This is a genomic window from Cupriavidus sp. CER-90, assembly GCF_057652055.1.
On sequence record NZ_JBYGYM010000002.1, the window covers coordinates 2,689,815 to 2,713,951 of the forward strand.

Consider the following 24,137-nt stretch of genomic DNA (forward strand, 5'->3'; position numbering starts at 1 on the left):
CAGCGGCGGTAGTGCCTACACCGCCAATGTGCATCGGGCCGACACGGTTGCCTGCGATGGCATCGCCAGGCAGTGCGCCGATGTGGAGAAACGGCGACATCGGGACAGGCTGTCGCAGCCTGCCCCGCCCGCAGCCTGATGTGCCGGTCAGGCGGCCATCCGCAGCAGATCGGCGGCGCGCTCGGCAATCATGATCGTGGGCGCGTTGGTGTTGCCGCCAATCAATGTGGGCATGACCGAGGCGTCCACCACGCGCAGGCCTTCCACGCCGCGAACACGCAGTTGCGGGTCCACCACGGCCATCGCATCGACGCCCATCTTGCAGGTGCCCACGGGGTGGTAGATGGTGTCCGCGTGGGCGCGCACGAAATCGCGGATGGCCGCATCGTCGCCGTCGCCGGGCCCGAGCAGCGCGGTCAGCGGGTCGCTGCCGCCCGCTTCGGCCAGCGCGGACTGGGCGAAGATCCGCCGCATGAGCTTCACGCCGGCCACCATGCCGTCCAGGTCGGATGCGGCAGACAGGAAGCGAGGGTCGATGCGCGGGGCATCGCGCATGTCCGCCGATGCCAGTTCCACCGTGCCACGGCTTTCCGGACGCAGCACGCAGGCGTGGCAGGAATAGCCATGGCCCGGCCGGCCCTTGCGCAGTATGTTGGAATTGCCGAGCAGCGCCGGTGCGAAATGCAGCTGCAGGTCGGGGGCGGCCAGGCCCGGTTGCGTCCGCACGAACGCGCCGGCCTCGGCCACGGGCGATGCCAGCATGCCGGTGCGCCGCCAGCGGTAGCGCATGACCTCGCCAGCCATGCGCGCCACGCCGCGCAGCGAGTAGCCGTAGAGATGCCACGACGTGACCGGCTTGCCGATGATGACGTCGAGATGGTCCTGCAGGTTCTGGCCCACGCCGGGCAGGTCGTGTACCACGGCCACGCCCACGCTGCGCAGGTGGTCGGCCGGGCCCACGCCCGACGCCATCAGCAGCTGTGGCGAATGGAACGCGCCGCCGCTGACGATGACCTCGCGCCGCGCGCGCAACGTCTGCGTCTGGCCATCGCGCACCACCACCACGCCCACGGCGCGCTTGCCTTCGAACACGATGCGCAGCGCCTGTGTGCCGGTCATCACGCTCAGGTTCTGGCGGCCGCCGTTATGGCCGGCGTCGGCGCGGTTGCCGCGATGCAGGTAGGCGCGCGCCGCGTTCCAGCGTTCGCCATTGAACTGCGTGGCCTGGTACAGCCCCACGCCTTCCTGCTCGGCACCGTTGAAGTCCTGGTTCAGCGGCAGGCCGGCCTGCGCCGCCGCCTGCACGAAGCGGCGCGAGAACGGATTCGGCGTGCGCAGGTCACTGACATGCAGCGGGCCGCTGCCGCCGTGCCAGGCGTCGTCGCGGCCGGCATTGCGCTGGTTGCATTCGCTGCGGCGGAAGTAGGGCAGCACGGCGTCGTAGCCCCAGCCCTCGCAGCCCAGTGCGGCCCAGCGGTCGTAGTCGCTACGGTGGCCGCGCACATAGAGCATGGCGTTGATCGACGAACTGCCGCCCAGTCCGCGCCCGCGCGGCTGGTACGACTGGCGGCCGTTCAGGCCCGGCTGCGGCACGGTTCGGAAACCGTAGTTGCGCGGCCCCGGCTGGGGCACCGTCCGGGCGATGGCCAGCGGCGTCCAGACGCTGGGGTGATGGTCGTCAGGCCCCGATTCGAGCAGGGCCACGGTCACGCCCGGCTGGTCCGCCAGCCGTCCGGCCAGCGCACAGCCGGCCGAGCCGGCGCCCACGATGATGTAGTCGAAGCTGGTATCGCCCATGAATGGTGTCTCCTCGGCGTTGTTCTTGTGGGGGCCTATTTCTGGAAGCCGTGCGGCGTCACGATATTGAAGTTCGGGTCGAACGTGTCCAGCATGCCGAACAAGCCTGCCACGGCCTGCGGATTGCCGTCTATCCGGACCGCGCCCGACTGCATGGCCTGTGGCAGCGTCAGCTGTTTCAGGCTGATCTGGTCCAGCGTGGCCTTGGTCAGCGAGACCGTGGCGGTCGGCTGCGCGTGCTGGGCCTCTGCCACGTAGGTCAGCGCGCTGTTGCGCAGCGTCATGGCATAGCGTTGCTTGAGGTCGGTGAATTGCCAGTTCAGCGTCAGGGTCTTGCCGGCCGCCTTGTCGGCGTTCAGGCGGACCGCCAGGAAATCGAAGAAGTTCGGCACGCTCAGTGCGCGGACCAGGTCCGACGAACTGGTACCCGTGGTGGACGGCCGGGCCACGCCATCGCGCAATTCCTGGGCACCGGTCAGATAGATATTGCGCCAGGTGGCGTTCTCGCTCTGGTAGCCCAGCTGCTCCAGCGCGTCGGCCTGCAGCGCGCGGGCGGCGGCGTTGGACGGATCGGCGAACACCAGTTCGTTGCCGATCTGGCTGACCCAGCGGTACTCGCCCCGCGCGTAGGCGTCGCGCAGGCGGGCCAGCACGGCGTCGGGGCCGCCCATCCATTCGATGGTCTTCCTGGCGGCCTGCTCGGGCGGCAGCGGATTCAGGTGGGCCGGGTTGCCGTCATAGAAGCCCAGATATCGCTGGTACACCGCGCGAACATTGTGGCTGACCGACCCGTAGTAGTCGCGCGCATACCATTTGCTGGCCAGCGGCTGCGGCAGGGTTTTTAGCTGATCGGCGATGTCCAGCGGCGTGTAGCCCTGATTCATCAGGCGCAGCGCCTGGTCGTTCAGGTATGCGTACATGTCGCGCTGGTCGGATAGCATTTCGACGATGCGCTCGCGGCCCCAGGTGGGCCAGTGATGCTGGCCGATCAGGATGTCGGTGCGCTCGCCGTAGCGCAGTAGCGCCTGGCCCAGGAAGTACGACCAGCCCTTGGCATCGCGCACCTGCGCGCCGCGCAGCGTCAGCACGTTGTGCTGGGTGCGCACGGCGTTCTCGGCCATGCACAGCGTGCGGAACTGCGGCAGGTAGACATTCATCTCCGCCGGCGCCTCGGTGCCGGGCGTCAGCTGGAATTCGAAGTCCACGCCATCGATGCGCCGGGTCTCGATCGGCCTGGTGATCGACGACGTGGGCGCCAGCAGCGTCATGGTGCCGCGTGCCGTGGCCTTGCCCAGGCCGGTATCGACCTGACCCGTGGCGCTTTTCGGCAGCTGCGTGCCATACATGTACTGCGCGCGGCGGCTCATGGCGCTACCGGCCAGCACGTTCTCGCTGACCGCTTCGTCCATGAAGCCGCCTGGCGCCAGGATATCCACCTTGCCGCTCTTGACATCGGCTTCGTTGACGATGCCGCGCACGCCGCCGAAGTGGTCGACGTGGCTATGGGTGTAGATCACCGCCACCACCGGCTTGCGGGGGCGATGGACGTAATACAGGTCCAGCGCGGCGCGCGCGGTCTCGGCGGTCAGCAGCGTGTCGATCACGATCAGGCCGGTATCGCCCTCGACGATGTTCATGTTGGCGATGTCCGCGCCGCGCACCTGGTACACGCGGTCGGTGACCTTGAACAGCCCCGCTTCGTTGTTCAGCTGCGCCAGCCGCCACAGGCTGGGATTGACGGTTTTCGGCGCGTCCGCCGCCGATTCGAACGCGTAGGCGTTGAAATCCCACGCCACCTTGCCGTCCGCGGTCTTGATGGCGGCCTCCGGAAAGCGCGCCACCAGCCCGCGCCGGGCGTCCTCGAAATCGGCGCGATCCGAGAACGGCAGGCGGCGCAGCCATTCGGCATTCGATTGCTCGGTCAGCGGCGTGGCGGCGTTCGGGCCAGCCGGCGTGGCCGAAGCGGCCGGCGCGGCGGGCAGGGCCAGAACGGCTACGGCCAGCATGGCGGTGCGGGCAAGACGCATGGGAAATCGACTCCTCGGTTGGACAAGGCATCCATTGAAAGCGCGCCGCACCTATAATTCAATTGCAAATTTCGTATCGCAGCAATGCGAATGGTGCATATATATGAATCTGAAACGGCTCGAACACCTGGTGGCGGTGGCGGAAGAAGGCTCGCTAGCTGCGGCGGCACGGCGCGTGCATCTGAGCCAGCCCGCGCTGACGCGCAGCATCCAGGCGCTGGAGGAAGAGGCCGGCGCGGTGCTGTTCGACCGGGGCGCCCGTGGCGTGACGCTGACCACCGTGGGCCGCATGGTGACCGAGCGCGCCCGGCGCATCCTGTTCGAGTCGGGCTGCCTGGCGCGCGACCTGGCGCTGGTGCGGCAGCACGAGATCGGCAGCGTGCAGATCGGGCTGGGGGCGTTCCCGGCGGCCATCCTGCTGCCGGAACTGCTGTGCCAGCTGCACCGGCAATGGCCGAAGCTGCGCATCACGACCGAGGTCAGCCATCCCGCCGCGTTGTTGGACGCCTTGCACGGCGAGCAGGTGGATTTCGTGGTGGTCGAGCACAGCACCGTGCCCACGGCCGCCGAACTGGAAGTGATACGACTGCCCGCCGGCCCCGGCGGGGTCTATGCCCGCGCCGGGCATCCGCTGGCGGCAGGACCCGTGAGCCTGGCCACGCTGCGCGAATCGGCGCTGGTATCGGTGGTCTTCCCGCCGGAAACCCACGAACGGCTGCGCAAGCTGCTGCGCTGCAAGCCGGGCGAGGCGTTGCCGTTCCAGGTGGAAAGCAACGATTTCCGCGCGCTGACGCACCTGGTGCGGCACGCCGATGCGCTGCTGTTGGCGCCGGCGCGGGCCGTGCGCGAGGAACTGGTCGAAGCCGGCCGGCTCGTCGCGCTGGAGATCCCGGAGTTGCCCGAGATCACGATGCAGTTTGCGATCGTCCGACTCGCGCAGCGGACGCTGTCGCCGGCGGCCGAGCGCGCCGTGGCCGTGATCGAGGCCATTGCGCGCACGTGAAAACGGCGCGGAGGCAAACAAAAAAGCGCCCCATGGAGCGCTTTCTCGGTGCGGCGGACCAACGTGCCGCCTGGCGGGTTCTGGCGGCTTACTCTTCGACGGCCGTGCCGACGATGTTGTAGCCGCCGTCGACGTAGGTGATCTCGCCGGTCACGCCGCTGGACAGGTCCGACAGCAGGAAGGCGGCCACGTTGCCGACTTCCTCGATCGTCACGTTGCGGCGCATCGGGGCCACGTCCTCGAAATGCTTGAGCAGCTTGCCGAAGTCCTTGATGCCCGACGCGGCCAGCGTCTTGATCGGGCCGGCGGAGATGCCGTTGGCACGGATGCCCTTGGGGCCCACGGCCGATGCCAGGTAGCGCACGCTGGCTTCCAGCGATGCCTTTGCCAGACCCATCGTGTTGTAGTTCGGCACGACGCGCTCGGCGCCCAGGTACGTCAGCGTCAGCAGCGACGCCTTGTCGTTCAGCAGCGGCAGGGCGGCCTTGGCCAGTGCCGGGAAGCTGTAGGCGGAGATGTCATGCGCAATGCGGAACCCCTCGCGCGACAGGCCTTCGAGGAAGTCGCCGGCGATGGCTTCGCGCGGTGCAAAACCGATCGAATGCACCAGACCGTCGAATTTTTCCCAACGCTGCCCCAAAGCGGCGAACGTGGCGGCGATCTGTTCATCGCTGCCGACGTCGCATTCGAAGATCATGTCCGAGCCGAATTCCTTGGCGAAGTCCGTGATGCGGTCCTTGAAACGCTCGCCCACATAGGTGAAGGCCAGCTCGGCGCCTTCGCGCTTGCAGGCCGACGCAATGCCGTAGGCGATGGAACGGTTCGAAAGCAAGCCCGTGATCAGGATCCGCTTACCTGCCAGAAATCCCATAAATTCTCCAGATTGTTTGTGTGGGGACGGGCATGCTTCATGCACTGGCCCGTGTCCGGTGCATGGCAGGGAGTCAAATCCCCGCTGTTTGTTGCGCCGCGTAGAGGGAATGTCCGGATGGTTGGGCGCCACCCGAACGCATGTAAAATTGTCGCACAACTTCGCCCGGCCACAAGCCGCCGGGCCGTCTCGGGCATTGTGGAGGTCTGCAACCGGATGCTGATTCATGCACGTTGGCCGCGTCTGGCGGCAGGGCAGTGCTTCCGTCGACGCGCGGTAGTGCATTGGGCGCTGGCACTGTCGATCGTGCTGGGCTGGGGTTTTCCCGCATTGGGCTATGGCGCGCACGGCTTTGCGCTCCACGGCGATCTCAAGTATCCGCCCGGTTTTGGCCAGTTCGACTACGTCAACGCCGATGCGCCCCAGGGCGGCACGCTGACGCTGGCCAATCCCGACCGCCGTACCAGCTTCGACAAGTTCAATCCGTTCACGCTGAAGGGCACGGCCGCACCGGGCCTGACCTCGCTGATGTTCGAGACGCTGCTGATCAGCAGCGCCGACGAGACCGCCAGCGCCTATGGCCTGCTGGCCGACGACGTGACGGTGGCCCCCGACCAGCTGTCGGTCACCTTCCGTATCCGCCCCGAGGCCCGCTTCGTCAATGGCGATCCGGTGCTGGCCGCCGACGTGAAGTATTCCTACGACATGCTGATGAGCAAGTCCGCCAGCCCGGGCTACCGCAGCATGTGTACCGACGTGAAGGCCGTGGTGGTGACCGGCGAACGCTCGATCCGCTTTGACTTCAAGCAACGCAACGCCGAATTGCCGCTGATCGTCGGCCAGTTGCCCGTGTTCTCGAAGAAATGGACGGCCAAGGTGCCGTTCGAGAAGCTGACCTTCGAAGATCCGATCACCAGCGGGCCGTACAAGATCGAACGCTACGACGCCGGTCGCGGCATCGTATTCCAGCGAGATCCGAACTACTGGGGCAAGAACCTGAACGTGCGGCGCGGCACGTTCAACTTCAACCGCGTGGTCTACCGGCTGTACAAGGACGAGACCGCCAAGCTGGAGGCGTTCAAGGCGGGCGAGTTCGACGCCATCGTCGAATACCGCTCGAAAAACTGGGCCAAGAGCTATGTCGGCACCAAGTTCCGGGACGGCAGCCTGATCAAGACCGAATTTCCGCACCGCAACGGCGCCGGCATGCAGGGCTTCGTCATGAATATGCGCAAGCCGATGTTCCAGGACGTGCGCGTTCGCCAGGCCCTGATCCTGGCGCTCGATTTCGAATGGCTGAATCGCCAGTTGTTCTATGGGGCCTACAAGCGGCTCGACAGCTGGTTCTCCAACAGTGAACTGGCCGCCAGCGCCACCTTCGACGGTCGGCCCGGGGCCGGCGAGCTGAAGCTGCTGGAGCCGTTGCGCGCCCAGTTGCCGGCGGAAGTGTTCGGCCCCGACGTGGTGCAGCCCAGCACCAATGCGCCCCGGTCGCTGCGGGACAACCTGCGCGACGCGCGACGGCTGCTGGCCCAGGCCGGCTGGACCTACGCGGATGGCGCGCTGCGCAACGCCAAGGGCGAGCCGATGGTGTTCGAATTCCTCGATGACGGCGGCGCCATGAGCCGGGTCATCACGGCCTACGTGCGCAACCTGGAAAAGCTCGGCATCGAGGTGCACCAGCGCACCACCGACTTTGCCCTGTACCAGAAGCGGCTGGAGGATTTCGACTTCGACATGGTGTCGATCCGCTTCCCGGATTCGCAGAGCCCCGGCAACGAGCTACGCGACCGTTTTTCGGCCGAAGCCGCCGGCATGCCCGGATCGGACAACCTGTTCGGCCTGAAGTCGCCGGCCGTGGACAAGCTGGTGGACGCCGTGCTGCACGCCGAAACCCGCGACGAACTGATCACGGCGGGCCGCGCGCTGGACCGCGTGCTGATGCACGGCTATTACATCGTGCCGAACTGGTACAGTGCTTTCCATCGTGTGTCGTACCGCAAGGAACTGGCGTATCCGACCCGCCTGCCGTACTTCTACACCGCAGAGGGCTGGATTCTTTCAAGCTGGTGGCGCAAGGACCTGGCGCCGAAGACCCAGTAACCCAGTCTTCTAGTCATCCCCCCAATCGGACGGCCAATGCTTGCCTATCTGCTGAAGCGCATCCTGCTGATGATCCCGACACTGGTCGGGGTGGTGACGCTTACCTTTGTCGTGATCCAGTTCGTGCCCGGCGGCCCGGTCGAGCAGATGATGCTGGAGATGAAGGGCCGGGGCGGCGGCGGGGAAGCCAGCGGCGGCGGGGCGGAATACCGTGGCCGGCGCGGCGTGGACCCCGACAAGATCAAGGAAATCCAGGCGCTCTACGGCTTCGACAAGCCGCCGCTGGAACGCTATTTCATGATGCTCAAGCGGTTTGCCCAGTTCGACCTGGGCCAGAGCTACTTCCAGCACCGCAGTGTCTGGGAGCTGGTCAAGTCGAAGATGCCCGTGTCGATCAGCCTGGGGCTCTGGACATTCTTTCTCACTTATCTGATATCGGTGCCGCTCGGCATCTCCAAGGCGATCCGGGCGGGCAGCCGGTTCGACGTCATCAGCAGCATGGTGGTGCTGGTGGGCTATGCCATCCCGGGTTTCGTGCTGGGCGTGCTGCTGCTGGTGCTGTTCGGCGGCGGCACCTTCGTGCAGTGGTTCCCGCTGCGCGGGCTGACTTCCGACGACTGGGACCAGCTGTCGCTGATGGGCAAGGTCATGGACTATTTGTGGCACCTGGTGCTCCCGATCACGGCCTCGGTGGTGGGCAGCTTCGCCGTGGTGACGATGCTGACCAAGAACGCCTTCCTGGAAGAAATCCGCAAGCAGTACGTGCTGACGGCCCGCGCCAAGGGTTTGTCGGAGCGCCGCGTGCTGTGGAAGCACGTGTTCCGCAATGCGCTGATTCCGCTGGTCACGGGCTTCCCGGCCGCCTTCATCGGCGCCTTCTTCACGGGGTCGCTGCTGATCGAGACGCTGTTCTCGCTCGACGGCCTGGGCCTGCTGTCCTATGAGGCCGTGCTGCGCCGCGACTATCCGGTGGTGCTGGGCACGCTGTACCTGTTTACGCTGATCGGGCTGGTGACGCGCCTGATTTCGGACGTTTGCTACGTCATGGTGGATCCACGCATCCATTTCGAGGGGATGCACCGATGAAAGCTGCCGCCAAGAACGGCCTGCCGCATTCGCTGTCGCCGCGCCAGCGCGCCTGGCAGCGTTTTCGCCGCAACCGGCTGGGCTACTGGAGCCTGGTGCTGTTCGTGATCATCTTTGTCGTCAGCATGGGCGCCGAACTGCTGTCGAGCGACCGGCCGCTGGTGGTGCGCTACAAGGGCGAGTACTACTTCCCGATCGTCAAGGCGTATCCGGAAACCACATTCGATGGCGATTTTCCGACGCGCGCGGACTACCTGGACCCGTTCATCCGCGACCGGATCACGTCGAACGGCAACTTCGCCCTCTATCCGCTGAATCGCTATTCCTACGATTCGATCAACTATTTCGCCAAGGAGCCGAACCCGGCGCCGCCGTCGGCCGACAACTGGCTCGGTACCGACGACCGCGGCCGCGACGTGCTGGCGCGTCTGCTGTACGGCTTCCGGGTGTCGGTGCTGTTCGGCATGGCCCTGACGGTGATCGGTGTGCTGATCGGTACGCTCACCGGGGCACTGATGGGGTTCTTCGGCGGCCGCTTCGACCTGTTTTCGCAGCGCGCCATCGAAATCTGGAGCTCGATGCCCGAGCTTTACCTGCTGATCATCTTCGCGTCGATCTTCGAGCCGAGCCTGGCGCTGCTGATCATCCTGCTGTCGCTGTTCGGCTGGATGGGCCTGTCCGACTACGTGCGCGCCGAGTTCTACCGCAACCGGTCGCTGGACTACGTCAAGGCCGCCCGGGCGCTGGGCCTGTCGAACGTGCAGATCATGTGGCGCCATATCCTGCCGAACAGCCTGACGCCGGTGATCACGTTCCTGCCGTTCCGCATGAGCGCGGCCATCCTGGCGCTGACCAGCCTCGACTTCCTGGGCCTGGGCGTGCCGCCGACCACGCCGAGCCTGGGCGAACTGCTGGCCCAGGGCAAGGCCAACCTCGATGCCTGGTGGATTTCGCTGTCGACGTTTGCCGTGCTGGTGATCACGCTGCTGCTGCTCACGTTCATGGGCGATGCCCTGCGTGATGCATTCGACACTCGCTTGGGCCTGGCCCAGTTGCGTGGCCGGGTAGAGCCAAAGGTGCCGGCCGGCGGCGCGGCGGCGGAGGCCACGTCATGAACTCGGCAAATCCCGCCATGGCGGTGAATCCGGTGTTTCCGGACCCTGCGGACATCCCGGCGCCCGGCACCAAGCTGATGTGCGTGGATCGCCTGTCCGTGACCTTTGGCGAAGGCGAGCACGCCACGCGCGCGGTGCGCGATGTCAGCTTCGACCTGCGTGCCGGCGAACGCTATGCGCTGGTGGGCGAGTCCGGCTCCGGCAAGACCGTGACGGCGCTGGCCATGCTTCGGCTGGTGGAGGATGCGCGCTACCAGGGGGCCATCCGCTTCGAGGGCAAGGACCTGCTGCAGGTATCCGATCGCGAGATGCGTGGCATCCGCGGGTCCGAGATCGCGATGATCTTCCAGGAGCCGATGACGGCGCTGAACCCGCTCTATACGATTGGCAACCAGATCGTGGAGACACTGGCGCTGCATGAGGGCCTGGACCGCCGCGCCGCACGCGACCGCGCCATCGCGCTGCTGGAGCGCACCGGCATCAGCGATGCGGCCAACCGCTTCAACAGCTTTCCGCACCAGTTGTCCGGCGGGCAGCGCCAGCGCGCGATGATCGCCATGGCGCTGGCCTGCCGGCCCAAGCTGCTGCTGGCCGACGAGCCGACCACGGCGCTCGATGTCACGATCCGCGCCCAGATCCTGGACCTGCTGCGCAGCCTGCAGGCCGAATTCGGCATGGCGGTGATGCTGATCACGCACGACCTGAACATGGTGCGCGCGTTCGCGCAGCGGGTCGGCGTGATGGAAAAGGGCGTGCTGGTCGAAACCGGCGAGACCGCCGAGGTCTTTGCCAATCCGCATCATCCGTACACCCGCAAGCTGATCGACAGCCGGCCCCGGCGCGAGGTGCTGCCGCTGGTGCCGCTGGCGCCGGTGCTGCTGGAAACCGACGCGCTGTGTGTGAACTATCACAAGAAGCGGGCCGGTATTGCCGGCTGGTTCGGCAAGGAGGCGTTCGCGGCGGTCAAGGACGTCACGCTGCAGCTGCGCGAGGGCGAGACCGTGGGCATCGTCGGCGAATCGGGGTCGGGAAAGACCACGCTGGCGCACGCGGTGCTGGCGCTGCAGCGCAAGAGCAGTGGCGCCATCCATTTCCTGGGGCGCAGCTTCGACGCATGCTCGCAGAAGGAACGTAGCGCGCTGCGCAAGCGCATGCAGGTGGTGTTCCAGGACCCGTTCGGCTCGCTGTCTCCCCGCATGACGATCGAGCAGATCGTGGGCGAGGGGCTGGCGCTGCATCAGCCCGGGCTGACCAAGGAAGCCATGCGCGAACGTGTGACCGAGGCCCTGCGCGAGGTGGGGCTGGACCGCACGGCGCTGGGCCGCTATCCGCACGAATTCTCGGGAGGCCAGCGCCAGCGCATTGCCATTGCGCGCGTGCTGATCCTGAAACCGCAGGTGCTGGTGCTGGATGAGCCGACTTCTGCACTTGATGTGTCGATCCAGCAGCAGGTGCTGGCGCTGCTCTCGCAGTTGCAACACAAGTACAACCTCAGCTATCTGTTCATCAGCCACGATCTGGCCGTGATTCGTGCGATGGCGCACCGAGTCATCGTCATGAAAAACGGTGAAGTGGTGGAGTCAGGCGAGACGGAAACCGTACTCGGCGCGCCGCAGCATCCGTATACCAGAAAGCTGATGGCCGCCGCGCAGCTGGGTGCGGCCTGAATGATGTGCAGCGCAGTACGCCTTGTCACGCCGAAGTAACACGGAATCTTTATAGCGTTTCCGAGAAACAGAATACGTTTTTTACGCTAATTCATTGATTTGGCGGCGCTTTGCGGGAAAGTTGTAACCATCTTTGACACGTCAAGGGTGCGTACTTTACTATCCCGCGATGAGTTTGTCGGGGGTGGTTCGTCCGCCGCATGCAGGCCTTGGGGAAGGTCGACGTTGCACGCGGCAGGTGCAGTCGCGCTGGCGTACTTCTTGCGTACGTTCCGCCCTGATGTTTTCACGCTGTCCGGCTTTGTCTGACTTGCCGGTCAGTTTTGTCCGATCATCAGGAGAGCCAATGCAAACGGTACTTCATTCCCTGGCGCGCGCCGCTATCGGAATTGCCATTGCCTGCGGTGCGACTGTGTCGAATGGAGTGCTGGCGGATACGGTGTTCAAGGACCCGGACGCCCGGATCGAGGCCCGCGTTGACGCGGATGCGCATCCGGAAGGCAAGCGTGGCTTGCTGTCGTCGGTGATGAACTCCACCAGCAACGTTGCCAGCAAGGCTGGCGACCTGGTCATGAACGCGCTGGGCCTGATTGGCGTGCGTTATCGCTTCGGCGGTAACAGCCCCGAATCGGGTCTGGACTGCAGCGGGTTTGTCCGCTACGTGTTCAACGACACCTTCGGCTTCATGTTGCCGCGCCGTTCCGTCGAAATGAGCCAGGTGGGCACCACCGTGGCGGTCAACGAGCTGCGTCCGGGCGATCTCGTGTTCTTCAACACGATGCGCCATACGTTCTCGCACGTTGGCATCTATATCGGCGACAACAAGTTCGTGCACGCGCCGTCCACCGGCAGCAAGATTCGCGTTGACGACATGCGTGCGTCGTACTGGGTCACGCGCTACAACGGCGCCCGTCGCATCGACGATTCGGCCCGTGGCTCGGTCGAAAATACGGGCAGCATGATCGAGACGCTCAAGCGTTTCGATCCGAATGCCCAGGGCCGTACGATGTTCGGTGGTTGACGCATCGTTCGCGCAAGCAAGAAGGACTGCCTCGGCAGTCCTTTTTTGTTGTCCGTTGCCGTCATGTCTTAAGACAAATACCCCACCAAAGGGTGACATCCTCTGTCATTGTCGGTGACGGTTTCTGTCAGGTACGGTGATCCATGTGACAGGACATGTGACAACCGACGGGCGGCACCTTCCTATTGAACGGCGATCGCGCCCGCCTGCGCGGGCCGCAGCCGCGCCGCCGCCAGCTTCTCGCGCAGTGCGCCGATCACTGCCGAGGTGGCCTGCTCGCCGGCCAGGATCGCCCGGTTGCGCGAGGTAAAGTCGCTGCCGCCCATGTCGGGCAGGTCGGGGCGGATGACGATGTCGGCGCGGGACAGCGCCATGCGGTTGATCGACTGGCCCATGATGGCGGTGGTCTGCAACAGCACGCCGCTCTGGCCGTTGTTCTTCTGGCTCGACGGATCGGCGGAGATATTCACGGCGATCACGAAGTCGGCCCCCATCTCGCGCGCCGCGTCCACGGGCACCGGTTCGACCAGGCCGCCATCGACGTAATCGTGGCCGGCAATCGACACCGGCTGGAACACACCCGGCACGCTGCTGGACGCGCGCACGGCCTGGCCCGTATTGCCACGCCGGAACACGATGCGCTCGCCGGTCTTCAGGTCGGTGGCCACGATGCCCAGCGGCAGCTTCATGGCCTCGATGGGCCGGTTCTTGACCAGCCGGTTGATATAGTTCTGCAGCGCCTCGCCCTTGAGCCAGCCGCCGAACTTGGTGCCGAAGGGCAGGGCCCAGTCGGCGATGGCCGCTTCGTCCATCGTCAGTGCCAGCTTGTTGAGCTGGAAGCCGTCCATGCCGGTGGCATAGAGCGCCGCCACCACCGAACCCGCGCTGGTGCCCGTGACGATGTCGGCATGAATGCCCTGGGCTTCCAGCGCCTTGATGACGCCGATATGGGCAAAGCCGCGTGCGGCGCCGCCGCCCAGGGCCAGGCCAATCCGGATTGGCCGCGGCGGCGTGGCGACGGGCGGCACGGCGGCCGTGGTGGGCGGGGTGGGCGTGGCGGCCGGGGTGGTCGGCTTCGGGCCGAACGCGCAGCCTGCCAGCAGCATGGCCGCCGAGGCGCCAAGAAAATGTCGTCGTTGCATCGAGGGTGGAAAACGCTTGCGGAAGTGATGTGCCGGGCATCGGCAGGCGCGCATCGCGTCACCGGATGCGCGCGGCCTGGATTCAGACCGGTGGCAAGCATAAATGATTCCGTGGCCAGTCCGGAATCGGGCAGGGCGTATAATGCAGCGTTCAGAAGTTCAGCGAAATCCGGCCTGCGCGCATCCGTGCGTGGGCCTTTTTGTTTCTCCCCGACCATGACACAACGCGTCCGCACCCGCTTCGCGCCGAGCCCGACCGGCTTTATCCACCTAGGCAACATCCGCTCCGCGCTCTACCCGTGGGCGTTTGCCCGCCGCATGAAGGGCGACTTCATCCTGCGCATCGAGGATACCGACGTCGAGCGGTCTTCCGAGGAAGCCGTGGACGTGATCCTGGAAAGCATGGCCTGGCTGGACCTCGATATCGACGAGGGCCCGTTCTACCAGATGCAGCGCATGGACCGGTATCGCCAGGTGGTGCGCGAGATGCTGGATAACGGCATGGCCTACCACTGCTACATGAGCACCGAGGAACTGGACGCGCTGCGCGAAGCCCAGCGCGCGGCCGGCGAAAAGCCGCGCTACAACGGTTTCTGGCGCCCGGAGCCGGGCAAGGTACTGCCCGAGCCGCCGGCTGGCGTGCAGCCCGTGGTCCGCTTCAAGAATCCGCTAGGCGGCAGCGTGGTGTGGGACGACGCCGTGAAGGGTCGCATCGAGATTTCGAACGAAGAGCTCGACGACCTGGTGATCGCCCGCCCCGACGGCACGCCGACGTACAACTTCTGCGTGGTGATCGACGACCTCGACATGAAGATCACGCACGTGATCCGTGGCGACGACCACGTCAACAACACGCCGCGCCAGATCAACATCATCCGCGCGCTCGGTGGTAAAGAGCCGGTGTACGCCCACTTGCCGACCGTGCTGAACGAGCAGGGCGAGAAGATGAGCAAGCGCCACGGCGCGATGCCGGTGACCGGCTACCGCGACGAAGGTTACCTGCCCGAGGCCGTGCTGAATTACCTGGCGCGGCTGGGCTGGTCGCACGGCGATGCAGAGATCTTCACGCGCGAACAGTTCGTGGAGTGGTTTGACCTGGATCACCTCGGCAAGTCGCCGGCGCAGTACAACCCCGAAAAGCTGGCCTGGCTGAACAACCACTACATCAAGACTGGCGACAATGCGCGCCTGGCCGACCTGACGCGTCCGTTCATCGAGGCACTGGGCGGCAAGGTGGAAGGCGTGGATCTGGTGGGCGTGGTCGCGCTGGTCAAGGACCGTGCGAACACGCTGAAAGAAGTGGCGCAGACGGCGATGCTGTTCTATCGCGGCGAGCCGCAGGCCGACGCGGCGCTGAAGGCGGAGCACCTGACCGACGAGATCCGCCCGGCGCTGCAGACGCTGGCGACGCAACTGGCCGCGTTGCCCGAGTGGAAGCGCGAGGCCATCAACGCCACGTTCAAGGCCGTGCTGGCCGAGTTCGGGCTGAAGATGCCGAAGTTGGCCATGCCGGTACGCCTGCTGGTGGCAGGACAGCTGCAGACGCCGAGCATCGATGCCGTGCTGGAGCTGTTCGGTCGGGATACGGTGCTGCGTCGTCTGGCCGCCGCATAAAAATGTGCAGAAATGTCTCGGCAGGGGCTTGCGCTCAGGCCGAGACTTCAGCATAATCTCGTTCTCCCTGCTGCGCGACGCAAGTCAAACAGCCCGGTTGAAAAGCCGGAAAAAGGGGCTTGCAAAATATGGTGATTGATTTATAATCGCCGCTTCGCCGGAAAGCAGTAAATCTGGCGGCAAGCAGTAGTAAATGGCAGTCACTCTGGGGCTATAGCTCAGCTGGGAGAGCGCTTGCATGGCATGCAAGAGGTCAGCGGTTCGATCCCGCTTAGCTCCACCAAAGTTTCTGTCCCCTTCGTCTAGAGGCCTAGGACATCACCCTTTCACGGTGAGTACAGGGGTTCGAATCCCCTAGGGGACGCCAGATGTTGGACGTCATCATACGTCCAGTTGGCTGTCCGGAGCGAAGCTTCGGGTAGCAACCGCAAAAAACGGAGCGGTAGTTCAGTTGGTTAGAATACCGGCCTGTCACGCCGGGGGTCGCGGGTTCGAGCCCCGTCCGCTCCGCCAGACTGAGCCCGCTTGGGTAAAACCAAGCGGGTTTTTATTTGGGTGAGAGGTGATTATCCGATAATCACTTTTCGATTTACCCGAGGCGAATGTTGTCAGCTTCGAAAAATCAAAATATAATCGCGGCCTCGCAAGTCGTTGCGATTATAGGTAGTACCGGAAGTATTCGGGGCTATAGCTCAGCTGGGAGAGCGCTTGCATGGCATGCAAGAGGTCAGCGGTTCGATCCCGCTTAGCTCCACCAAGAATTTCGAAGTAACCGATGCAGTAAAAAAGTTGCTTCAAGTTGCGAAAAATCTGGTAAAATGCCGGACTTCGCAGCAAACGACGGAAGACGTTGCTTGCAACAGATTTCTGTCCCCTTCGTCTAGAGGCCTAGGACATCACCCTTTCACGGTGAGTACAGGGGTTCGAATCCCCTAGGGGACGCCAAACAGCCGGGCGTAATCAAACGCCTAGCGGTTAGCCGGGATTCCCGGGTAACAGCAGAAAACGGAGCGGTAGTTCAGTTGGTTAGAATACCGGCCTGTCACGCCGGGGGTCGCGGGTTCGAGCCCCGTCCGCTCCGCCAATTTAAAAAAGCCTGCGCAAGCAGGCTTTTTTTTCGCCCATAAGGAGCGGAGGGAGCTGCCTGCGCAGCTCCCGGCGGGGCGAGAAGGGATTCGCTTGCAAGCGAATCCGCGGCCTGCGGAATGTAGGCGAGCCCCGTCCGCTCCGCCAAATTTAAAAAAGCCTGCGCAAGCAGGCTTTTTTTTCGCCCATAAGGAGCGGAGGGAGCTACCTGCGCACTGCAATACATTCTGGCCTCCTTTGCCAGTCCCCAAAAAGAAAAGCCTGCTTATGCAGGCCTTCTTGTGTTGGGAGGGCTGCGCTGAGCTATCACGCCACCTCCGCCGTCTCCCTCGCGTCGACTGCCTTTACCTGGCTCACCTGCCGGAAGTAGCGCACCAGCAGCGTCCCGGCGATGGCCAGGCTGATGCTGTTTGCCATCCAGAATCCGGCTGCGCCACGGGTGAAGGCCGGCATGGCGTCGATCAGGCCGAAGCCCAGCACGTAGCCGCCACCGAGGCCCACACCCCATAACGAGCCCGCATAGATCAGCGTTGGAATCAATGCGATCTTGTACGCGCGAAGGATGAACGCGCTCATCACCTGGATGGCGTCGAAGGCCTGGTAGAAGGCCACGAAGAGCATCAGCGGCAGTGCCTTGGCCACCACGGCCGGGTCCTTGGCGTAGGCGTGCAGCAGCGGCTCGCGAAATAGCCACAGTAGCGCGCCAGTGAACAGTGCCAGGCCGGCGCCAAAACGGATGCCCCGCCAGCCAATGCGTCGGGCGCCGCACATGTCGCGGGCACCGATGGCTTGCGCCACCAGCGTGGACGTGGCAATCGACAGCGACAGCGGCATCATGTACGCCACCGCGCTCAGGTTGGCGATGATCTGATGGCCGGCCAGCGTTTCGGTGCCGAGCCGCGTAATGAAGATCGACATCAGCGTGAACGAGGTGATCTCGATCAGGTAGGTCAGGCCCATCGGCACCCCGAGCCGCAGCAACGGGCGGATACGATCCCACCGGGGCCATTCCCAGCGCGCAAAAATCGCCAGCGGCTGGTAGGCAGCCCCAAGCCGCAGGATGGCCAGCCCTGACAGGCACCACGTCCAGCTGATCAGCGTGGAGGCCAGCGCGCACCCAGGCCCGCCCATCGCCGGCACGCCAAAACCGCCGTGGATGAACCACGCATTGAGCGGCACCTTGAGTATCAGGCCGGCAATCTGCAGCACCGTGACCATGATCGGCCGCGACAGCGCATTGTTCAGCGCCATGTAAATACGGAACGCCAGCCCTGCGGGCAGGCCGAACGCCACGATATGCAGGTAGCGCGATGCCTTGTCCACCAGCTCGGGCGGCGCCTGGGCGAACGTCAGCAGCGGACCGGGGAACAGCAACAGCAGCATCCCGGGAACGGCCAGCGCCAGTCCCAGCCACGCGGCCTGGCGGACTTCGACGCCAATCTCGGCGGTGCGTCCGGCGCCGTAGAGCTGGCCGGCGACCGGCGCAAGCGCCTGCAGCACGCCCATCAGGCTGATATAGACGGTGACGTAAATCGATCCGCCCAGCCCGACCGCGGCCAGATCGGCGGCCGAGGCCTGCCCGGCCATGATGGTGTCCGTGACACCGAAGGCGATGACGGCCAGTTGGCCGACCAGCACCGGGGCGGCAAGGTGAACGATGCGACGAAGGTCCTGCAGCGCGCTGCTCATCGTGGAAGGTAGGTTGGGGACGCACCCGGCGCGGGGCCGGGCCAGTTCGCGGGCGGCTGGCCGCCTGCGCGGGGGAAGGGATTACGGCCGGGGCAGGCGGCGTCGCGCCGGGGTCTGCGCCGACTTGGCTTGCGATGTATCGACCAGTCGATACAGCCGGAACCGCTCGTCACGGTCAGCGGGGCGCCGGCCTTCCCAGATCAGGCGCCATTCGAAGTGCGACACATTGCTTGGTGCGCCGTAGTCCACGGCATCGTGGCGCAGCAGCACGTCGCAGCCGTCGCCCGGGCCGCCGAAGCGGATATTGCCGAAGTACGCAAACGACGCAAGCTGCGCATCGCCCATGCGGATCGGCTGCACACACTCGTACTTGGACGGCAGCGCCAGCGCGGCGGCTTTTGCCACGTCGCGGTAGGTCTTGCCGTAGTTGATCGACGGCAGCCACAGCGTCATGGCCATGACCCACATCAGCGTGGTGCCGGCGGCCGAGATCACCACCGGGCGCCAGATCTGCTTGGGCGCGCGCGACAGCCGCCAGCGCACGACCAGCACCCAGGCGACCGTGGCGGCCAGCGCGATGACAACGGCGCTGATCGTGAACGTGTGCTCGAAGCCGGGAATCTGCCGGAACACGTTGTTGGCCACCTTGGGCGGCCAGCCCGTGGTCTTGGCGATCCACATGAACCACACCGTGCCGCCGAAGATCGTGAAGAAGAGCAGGGCGAACCAGTCCACCGCGTTGATCGCCGCGCGCGGCAGCGTGGGCAGCGCGAACGCTGCCAGGATCGCCATCGGCGGCAGCAGCAGGATGAACTGCACGTCGCCCGGGCTGCGTTGCAGCACCAGCAGCAGGAACAGCATGCCCAGGATGGCCAGCGGCAGCGCCATGTGAGGCGCACGCCGCATGCCGCGCCACGAGAGCCACGCAAAGGCCGCGATCGGCCAGACCGGCCAGGCGAACAACAGGAAGTTGCGCGCGATAAAACCGGCGGTGGGCAGCGTCGGCAGGCCGTAGGTGCGACGATCGTAGCGCGCCCACTCGCGGATATAGGTCACCCCGTCTTCGGCGTCGGCCGCGCCCAGGTAGACCACGACCATCCAGGCGGCGACCAGCGCCAGCGCGACGGGCACGCCGATGGTCAGCAACCGCTTCGACGGCACCGGCTGCGAGACCGCGCCGGCGATCAGCGCCGCAGCCAGCAGCGCCGCGGCCAGAATCGGGCCGCTGGCCATGCACAGCGCGGCCAGCCCCACGCCGAACCAGAGACTGCCCTGAACCGGCTTGTCCAGGCTGCGCACCATGCCGTACAGCATGAAGGCGATAAAGCAGACCTGGCCAACCTGCGCGGTGGTTTCGTGGCCGCGCACGGCCAGGCCCACGCAGGCCAGGAAAATCAGCAGCGCCCCGTCGGCCAGCGCGCGGCCATAGGACCGTGCGTCCGGCTGGCCGCCGAAGGCGAAGGCAAACGGCTGGACTTCGTCGCGGCGGCCCAGCAGGTAGGTCGAATACCAGATAAACGCGCAGGTGGCGAAATAGAACAGCGCCGTGGCCAGGCGGGACGCGTCGGGAGCACCGAGCCAGCCGCCAAACAGCCGGATCATCAGGCCGCCCACCCAGTACACCAGCGGGCCGTCCTCGCTGAACGGGCGGCCCACGATATTGGGCATCAGCCAGTCCTGCAGGCTGCCCGAGCCGAGCTGCCACATCACGCCGAATCCGGCGGCGTCCTCGTTCTTCCACGGGTCGCGGCCGAACAGGCCGGTCAGTCCGTAGATGATGCAGATCGCCAGCAGCAGATAGCGCGGCAGCGCGCCGGTGGCGGCGGCGGTCAGGTGGACGGGAGAGGTCTTGGTGGCTTGGGACATCGGCGGAAAATCGGGGTAGCCCTGGTTGAGCGTGCGCGAAACGCTATTGTGGGCCACAAATGCAAAGAGGCAGCCGATGCTGCCTCTTTGTCAGGTTGCGCGTGCCAGGAGCATCTGTCCTGTTGCGCGCCGCAGTCGCTTGGTAGCGTCGGCCAATTACTTCTTGGCGGCGAGCTTGCTGCCGAACTTCTGGCGGAACTTCTCGACGCGGCCGGCCGTGTCCATGATCTTCTGTTGGCCGGTGTAGAACGGATGCGATTCCGACGACACTTCGATCTTGGCCAGCGGGTAGGTCTTGCCTTCGTGTTCGATCGTGTCCTTGGTCTGGATCGTCGAGCGGGTCACGAACTTGAAGTCGTTCGACACGTCGTGGAACAGGACTTCGCGATAATTCGGGTGAATGCCTTCTTTCATGGTGCTTCCTTTCAGGTTGGGTAGCCAGTCCGCTCCGTGGTGCCGCAGCCTGCTTGCGACGAGCGAACCACTTGCCGATAACGGGCAAACCGGGATTATGGCAGAAAAACAAGAGCCTGGGCAATATCCGGGCCACGATTTCCGGTGTGCCGCCGCAACTGTTGGTGATCTACGTAGCACTCGACGCAGGGTCCTGCCGGTAGAACTGGCCAAGCACCGCGTAGAGCGCCGGCCAGTGTTCGCGCAGGCCCTTCGGATCGACGAAAAATGATTCCGACGCCACGGCAAAAAACTCGCTTGGCGCCTCGCAGCCATACGGGTCGATGACACGCAACCGGGGCGGCAGGCGCGCCGGGTGGTCCCAGCTGGCATCCGGCACCGCCTCGCAGGCGTCGGCGAACGCATCGTATTGTGTGAGCAGGGACTCGGCCCACTGTTCCGCATCGATGCCGGGATGCAGCACGCGCGAGAACGGCGGCACGCCATCGGGTTCGCCGTCGAGCATGTCGAGCTTGTGGGCGAACTCGTGGATGACCACGTTATAGGAGTCCGATCCATTGTCGACGCCCGATCCGGGCATGTTCACGTCCTGCCAGGACAGGATCACCGGGCCGTTCTCCCAGGCTTCGCCGCTGGCTTCCTCTTCCACGCCATGCACCAGGCCGATATCGTCTTCGACGGTCTTGCGGATCAGAAACTCGCCCGGATACAGCACGATGCCGTGCCAGCCGCGATACCACTCGATGCCAAGCTTGAGGATCGGCACGCACGCCTGCACGGCCACGCCCACCACCATCTCATCGGTCAGCTCCAGCTCGTGGGCGGTCGAATATTCCTTGCTGGCGATGAACAGCGTGGCCAGTTCGCGCAGGGCGGCCAGATCGTCGGTGCCATAGCGTTGGACGAAGGGCAGGGCGGCCACGGTGCGGGTCCACAGGTCGTCCGGGATGGCGTAGTGCGCGAGCTTGCGTTCGCGCGAGCGGGCGCGCAGGTAGCTGGACAGTTTGCCGAACATGTCGAAGGCGTGAATGCGGGGTCGGAGCGGAATCGGAAAAGAAAAAGGCGCACCCGAAGGGTACGCCTTTTCATGCCGGTGGCAACTGGCCGGTATCAGCCGCCGCGACGCATCATGTCGAAGAATTCTGCGTTGTTCTTCGTCGGCTTCATCTTGTCCAGGATGAATTCCATCGCCTGGACTTCGTCCATGTCGGAGATGAACTTGCGCAGGATCCAGATCTTCTGGAGGATTTCCGGCTTGATCAGCAGTTCCTCGCGGCGCGTGCCGGACTTGTTCAGGTTGATGGCCGGGTAGACGCGCTTTTCCGCCAGGCGGCGTTCCAGGTGCACTTCCATGTTGCCGGTGCCCTTGAATTCTTCGTAGATCACGTCGTCCATGCGGCTGCCGGTTTCGATCAGCGCCGTGGCGATGATGGTCAGCGAACCACCTTCTTCCAGGTTACGCGCGGCACCGAAGAAGCGCTTCGGGCGCTGCAGCGCGTTGGCGTCCACACCGCCGGTCAGCACCTTGCCCGAGGCCGGCACCACCGTGTTGTAGGCGCGGGCCAGACGCGTGATCGAGTCCAGCAGGATCACCACGTCGCGCTTCAGTTCCACCAGGCGCTTGGCCTTCTCGATGACCATTTCGGCCACCTGCACGTGACGGATGGCCGGCTCGTCGAACGTCGACGCCACCACCTCGCCGCGCACCGAGCGCTGCATTTCGGTCACTTCTTCGGGGCGCTCGTCGATCAGCAGCACGAAGAGGTCGGCTTCCGGATGGTTGTTGGCAATCGCGTGGGCGATGTGCTGCAGCATCACGGTCTTGCCGGACTTCGGCGACGCCACCAGCAGCGCGCGCTGGCCGCGGCCGATCGGGGCGATCATGTCGATGATGCGGCCGGTGATGTTCTCTTCGGCGCGGATGTCGCGTTCGAGCGTGAGCGGCCGGTTCGGATGCAGCGGCGTCAGGTTCTCGAACATGATGCGGTTCTTCACCGCTTCGGGCGGCTGCCCGTTGACCTTGTCCACCTTGACCAGGGCAAAGTACCGCTCGCCGTCCTTGGGCGTACGCACTTCGCCTTCGATCGAGTCACCGGTGTGGAGGTTGAAGCGGCGGATCTGCGACGGGCTGATGTAGATGTCATCCGTGCTGGCCAGGTACGACGTTTCCGGCGAGCGCAGGAAACCGAAGCCATCGGGCAGAACTTCCAGCGTGCCGTCTCCGTAGATGGTTTCGCCCATCTTGGCGCGCTTCTTCAGGATCGCAAACATCAGTTCCTGTTTGCGCATCCGTTGTGCGTTGTCGATCTCGAGCGTAGCCGCCATTTCGAGAAGCGCAGACACGTGAAGCGATTTGAGTTCTGTCAGGTGCATAGACAAGGGGTACAGAAGGGCCCGGACGGGCAAGACCTAAGGAGGGGGAAGGAATGAGCGAACGCTCGGGGAAGTTGTTGGGTCGCATCTTAGCACAATCCGGCCGGCGCGCCAGAACTGGCGCCCGCGAGGCCGGATCATGCCAGGCCGGGGCTCGAGGCCCCCGCCGGAGGTCGGTGGCTTAGACCTGTGCGTCCAGGAACGAGGTCAGCTGCGACTTCGACAGCGCGCCAACCTTCTGGGCCACGACTTCGCCATTCTTGAACAGGATCAGCGTCGGGATGCCGCGAATGCCGAACTTGGCCGGCACCTGCTGGTTTTCGTCCACGTTGATCTTGGCGATCTGCACGCGGTCGCCGTAGTCCTTCGCGACTTCGTCCAGGATCGGGGCAATCATCTTGCAAGGGCCGCACCACTCAGCCCAGAAGTCCAGCAGCACGGGCTTGTCGGACTTGAGCACATCGGTGTCGAACGATGCGTCGCTCACATACTTGATTTGGTCGCTCATGGCGGGGAACCTCAGGTTTTGCTCAGTTTATGTTGAAGGCGGGCAACTGCCGTGGGGCTGAACCGTTACCTTACACGAGATCGTGCAGGGACGCCGGACGGCAATGCGTGGCGACACGCGCCGCCATTGACGCCGATATGTTACCAGCTTGCCGGATTTCAAGCCCCGGCCTCACCCGCCGCGCGCCGCGCGCCACAGGGCGTTCGCGCCGGTCACGGCCACATTGTGCCGCGCCCCGGCTTCCGTTGCCGATGATAGTTTCAATCGGCGCGAGAGACCGGCTCAATCGCCATCCCTCATCGGAGGTATTTGTGGCGGGCAGCGCCCAGTCGGCTGGGGATTTCCCGTAGAACAAGGCGCGGGGCATGATCTAGAATGCACTTGGACGGACCGCATCCGCGCTGCGCGTAGAATGGCAGGCCGGATGCGCAAACCTTGCCTCTTCCGACATAGGCCATCGATCATGACGCCCGATCCTCGCAAGCCCGATACCGATACCCCCGATGCGGACCAGTTGAGCGAAGCACTGGCACACCTGAACAGCGCCGTCGAAACCAACAGCATCGCCACCGGCGCCGCCAGGGGCCTGGTGTACAGCGTGATGGAAACCCTCGGCACGCTGATTGGCGACCCCGACCTGCCCGAGCATGCGCGCTCCGGCTACGAGGGGTTGCTGGAAACCGCCCGCGAACTGCGTGCGCGCCTGGAAGGTGGCGGGCGGGGCGGCAACTGACCTTCGCGTGCATCCGGGGCGC

At 64.9% G+C, this 24,137-nt stretch carries 18 protein-coding genes and 6 tRNA genes; 14 read left to right on the plus strand and 10 right to left on the minus strand.

Features of this window, described 5'->3' with window-relative positions:
- Positions 1-147 precede the first annotated feature (147 nt).
- Positions 148-1,797 (minus strand): GMC family oxidoreductase, encoded by a 1,650-nt coding sequence (locus tag AC24R4_RS22985; RefSeq protein ID WP_400392928.1) that lies wholly within the window; start codon positions 1,795-1,797, stop codon positions 148-150.
- Between the two features lie 35 nt (positions 1,798-1,832).
- Positions 1,833-3,824, minus strand: a complete 1,992-nt coding sequence (locus tag AC24R4_RS22990) for an alkyl/aryl-sulfatase (RefSeq protein WP_400392930.1) — start codon at positions 3,822-3,824, stop codon at positions 1,833-1,835.
- A gap of 103 nt (positions 3,825-3,927) precedes the next feature.
- Here AC24R4_RS22990 and AC24R4_RS22995 point away from each other — a divergent pair, with 103 nt between their 5' ends.
- The gene (locus AC24R4_RS22995) at positions 3,928-4,827 is read left to right on the plus strand and encodes a LysR family transcriptional regulator (RefSeq protein ID WP_153945313.1); all 900 of its coding nucleotides are present in this window, start codon (positions 3,928-3,930) and stop codon (positions 4,825-4,827) included.
- 88 nt (positions 4,828-4,915) lie between these two features.
- Here the strand turns inward: AC24R4_RS22995 and fabI are convergent, their stop codons facing one another.
- Entirely contained in the window at positions 4,916-5,698 is a 783-nt protein-coding gene (fabI, locus tag AC24R4_RS23000; RefSeq protein WP_153945312.1) for an enoyl-ACP reductase FabI, read from the minus strand.
- 216 nt (positions 5,699-5,914) lie between these two features.
- Between fabI and AC24R4_RS23005 the strand changes: the two genes are divergently transcribed.
- The 5 genes from AC24R4_RS23005 (at position 5,915) to AC24R4_RS23025 (ending at position 12,690) form a co-directional block, all read left to right on the plus strand.
- Positions 5,915-7,801, plus strand: coding sequence for an extracellular solute-binding protein (locus tag AC24R4_RS23005; protein WP_400392932.1), 1,887 nt, complete (start codon positions 5,915-5,917; stop codon positions 7,799-7,801).
- A gap of 36 nt (positions 7,802-7,837) precedes the next feature.
- On the plus strand, positions 7,838-8,887 hold the full coding sequence (locus AC24R4_RS23010; protein ID WP_153945310.1) for a microcin C ABC transporter permease YejB: 1,050 nt from the start codon (positions 7,838-7,840) through the stop codon (positions 8,885-8,887).
- Positions 8,884-10,002, plus strand: a complete 1,119-nt coding sequence (locus AC24R4_RS23015) for an ABC transporter permease (RefSeq protein WP_153945309.1) — start codon at positions 8,884-8,886, stop codon at positions 10,000-10,002. The genes AC24R4_RS23010 and AC24R4_RS23015 overlap by 4 nt, the downstream gene beginning before the upstream one ends.
- A 77-nt stretch (positions 10,003-10,079) precedes the next feature.
- Positions 10,080-11,669, plus strand: a complete 1,590-nt coding sequence (locus tag AC24R4_RS23020; RefSeq protein ID WP_400392935.1) for an ABC transporter ATP-binding protein — start codon at positions 10,080-10,082, stop codon at positions 11,667-11,669.
- Between the two features lie 346 nt (positions 11,670-12,015).
- The gene (locus AC24R4_RS23025) at positions 12,016-12,690 is read left to right on the plus strand and encodes a C40 family peptidase (protein WP_066734394.1); all 675 of its coding nucleotides are present in this window, start codon (positions 12,016-12,018) and stop codon (positions 12,688-12,690) included.
- A 182-nt stretch (positions 12,691-12,872) separates the two neighbouring features.
- Here the strand turns inward: AC24R4_RS23025 and AC24R4_RS23030 are convergent, their stop codons facing one another.
- Positions 12,873-13,832: a patatin-like phospholipase family protein gene (locus AC24R4_RS23030; RefSeq protein ID WP_400395702.1), complete on the minus strand. Its 960-nt coding sequence runs from the start codon at positions 13,830-13,832 to the stop codon at positions 12,873-12,875.
- 216 nt (positions 13,833-14,048) lie between these two features.
- Between AC24R4_RS23030 and gltX the strand changes: the two genes are divergently transcribed.
- The 7 genes from gltX (at position 14,049) to AC24R4_RS23065 (ending at position 16,530) form a co-directional block, all read left to right on the plus strand.
- On the plus strand, positions 14,049-15,446 hold the full coding sequence (gene gltX / locus AC24R4_RS23035; RefSeq protein ID WP_400395704.1) for a glutamate--tRNA ligase: 1,398 nt from the start codon (positions 14,049-14,051) through the stop codon (positions 15,444-15,446).
- Between the two features lie 207 nt (positions 15,447-15,653).
- A tRNA-Ala gene (locus AC24R4_RS23040) sits at positions 15,654-15,729 on the plus strand.
- Between the two features lie 8 nt (positions 15,730-15,737).
- Positions 15,738-15,813, plus strand: a tRNA-Glu gene (locus tag AC24R4_RS23045).
- A 69-nt stretch (positions 15,814-15,882) separates the two neighbouring features.
- Positions 15,883-15,959, plus strand: a tRNA-Asp gene (locus AC24R4_RS23050).
- 168 nt (positions 15,960-16,127) lie between these two features.
- Positions 16,128-16,203: transfer RNA gene (locus AC24R4_RS23055), tRNA-Ala, on the plus strand.
- Positions 16,204-16,315: 112 nt separating this feature from the next.
- Positions 16,316-16,391: transfer RNA gene (locus AC24R4_RS23060), tRNA-Glu, on the plus strand.
- A 62-nt stretch (positions 16,392-16,453) separates the two neighbouring features.
- Positions 16,454-16,530 (plus strand) — tRNA-Asp (locus AC24R4_RS23065).
- Positions 16,531-16,838: 308 nt separating this feature from the next.
- Here AC24R4_RS23065 and AC24R4_RS23070 read toward each other — a convergent pair.
- The 6 genes from AC24R4_RS23070 to trxA all read right to left on the minus strand — a co-directional run bounded on the left by AC24R4_RS23070 (position 16,839) and on the right by trxA (position 23,382).
- Positions 16,839-18,221 carry an MATE family efflux transporter gene (locus tag AC24R4_RS23070; RefSeq protein ID WP_487523661.1) on the minus strand — a complete coding sequence of 461 codons (1,383 nt, stop codon included), beginning with the start codon at positions 18,219-18,221 and terminating at the stop codon, positions 16,839-16,841.
- A gap of 81 nt (positions 18,222-18,302) precedes the next feature.
- Complete coding sequence (locus tag AC24R4_RS23075) at positions 18,303-20,087, minus strand: ArnT family glycosyltransferase (RefSeq protein WP_400394650.1); 1,785 nt, start codon at positions 20,085-20,087, stop codon at positions 18,303-18,305.
- A 156-nt stretch (positions 20,088-20,243) separates the two neighbouring features.
- On the minus strand, positions 20,244-20,501 hold the full coding sequence (locus AC24R4_RS23080; RefSeq protein ID WP_061959698.1) for a type B 50S ribosomal protein L31: 258 nt from the start codon (positions 20,499-20,501) through the stop codon (positions 20,244-20,246).
- A 169-nt stretch (positions 20,502-20,670) separates the two neighbouring features.
- Positions 20,671-21,516: a M90 family metallopeptidase gene (locus AC24R4_RS23085; RefSeq protein ID WP_400394648.1), complete on the minus strand. Its 846-nt coding sequence runs from the start codon at positions 21,514-21,516 to the stop codon at positions 20,671-20,673.
- A gap of 95 nt (positions 21,517-21,611) precedes the next feature.
- Positions 21,612-22,874, minus strand: a complete 1,263-nt coding sequence (gene rho / locus AC24R4_RS23090) for a transcription termination factor Rho (protein WP_066734373.1) — start codon at positions 22,872-22,874, stop codon at positions 21,612-21,614.
- 181 nt (positions 22,875-23,055) lie between these two features.
- Positions 23,056-23,382: a thioredoxin TrxA gene (gene trxA / locus AC24R4_RS23095; RefSeq protein ID WP_066734371.1), complete on the minus strand. Its 327-nt coding sequence runs from the start codon at positions 23,380-23,382 to the stop codon at positions 23,056-23,058.
- 463 nt (positions 23,383-23,845) lie between these two features.
- On the opposite strand from trxA, the gene AC24R4_RS23100 reads away from it, so the two are divergent.
- Entirely contained in the window at positions 23,846-24,115 is a 270-nt protein-coding gene (locus AC24R4_RS23100; RefSeq protein WP_487523662.1) for a hypothetical protein, read from the plus strand.
- Positions 24,116-24,137 lie beyond the last annotated feature (22 nt).

Bases quoted from the DNA above. Each gene is read 5' to 3' on its own strand.
- AC24R4_RS22985 (WP_400392928.1), bottom strand. From the start codon at position 1,797: ATGGGCGATACCAGCTTCGACTACATCATCGTGGGCGCCGGCTCGGCC.
- AC24R4_RS22990 (WP_400392930.1), bottom strand. From the start codon at position 3,824: ATGCGTCTTGCCCGCACCGCCATGCTGGCCGTAGCCGTTCTGGCCCTG.
- AC24R4_RS22995 (WP_153945313.1), top strand. From the start codon at position 3,928: ATGAATCTGAAACGGCTCGAACACCTGGTGGCGGTGGCGGAAGAAGGC.
- fabI (WP_153945312.1), bottom strand. From the start codon at position 5,698: ATGGGATTTCTGGCAGGTAAGCGGATCCTGATCACGGGCTTGCTTTCG.
- AC24R4_RS23005 (WP_400392932.1), top strand. From the start codon at position 5,915: ATGCTGATTCATGCACGTTGGCCGCGTCTGGCGGCAGGGCAGTGCTTC.
- AC24R4_RS23010 (WP_153945310.1), top strand. From the start codon at position 7,838: ATGCTTGCCTATCTGCTGAAGCGCATCCTGCTGATGATCCCGACACTG.
- AC24R4_RS23015 (WP_153945309.1), top strand. From the start codon at position 8,884: ATGAAAGCTGCCGCCAAGAACGGCCTGCCGCATTCGCTGTCGCCGCGC.
- AC24R4_RS23020 (WP_400392935.1), top strand. From the start codon at position 10,080: ATGTGCGTGGATCGCCTGTCCGTGACCTTTGGCGAAGGCGAGCACGCC.
- AC24R4_RS23025 (WP_066734394.1), top strand. From the start codon at position 12,016: ATGCAAACGGTACTTCATTCCCTGGCGCGCGCCGCTATCGGAATTGCC.
- AC24R4_RS23030 (WP_400395702.1), bottom strand. From the start codon at position 13,832: ATGCAACGACGACATTTTCTTGGCGCCTCGGCGGCCATGCTGCTGGCA.
- gltX (WP_400395704.1), top strand. From the start codon at position 14,049: ATGACACAACGCGTCCGCACCCGCTTCGCGCCGAGCCCGACCGGCTTT.
- AC24R4_RS23070 (WP_487523661.1), bottom strand. From the start codon at position 18,221: ATGAGCAGCGCGCTGCAGGACCTTCGTCGCATCGTTCACCTTGCCGCC.
- AC24R4_RS23075 (WP_400394650.1), bottom strand. From the start codon at position 20,087: ATGTCCCAAGCCACCAAGACCTCTCCCGTCCACCTGACCGCCGCCGCC.
- AC24R4_RS23080 (WP_061959698.1), bottom strand. From the start codon at position 20,501: ATGAAAGAAGGCATTCACCCGAATTATCGCGAAGTCCTGTTCCACGAC.
- AC24R4_RS23085 (WP_400394648.1), bottom strand. From the start codon at position 21,516: ATGTTCGGCAAACTGTCCAGCTACCTGCGCGCCCGCTCGCGCGAACGC.
- rho (WP_066734373.1), bottom strand. From the start codon at position 22,874: ATGCACCTGACAGAACTCAAATCGCTTCACGTGTCTGCGCTTCTCGAA.
- trxA (WP_066734371.1), bottom strand. From the start codon at position 23,382: ATGAGCGACCAAATCAAGTATGTGAGCGACGCATCGTTCGACACCGAT.
- AC24R4_RS23100 (WP_487523662.1), top strand. From the start codon at position 23,846: ATGACGCCCGATCCTCGCAAGCCCGATACCGATACCCCCGATGCGGAC.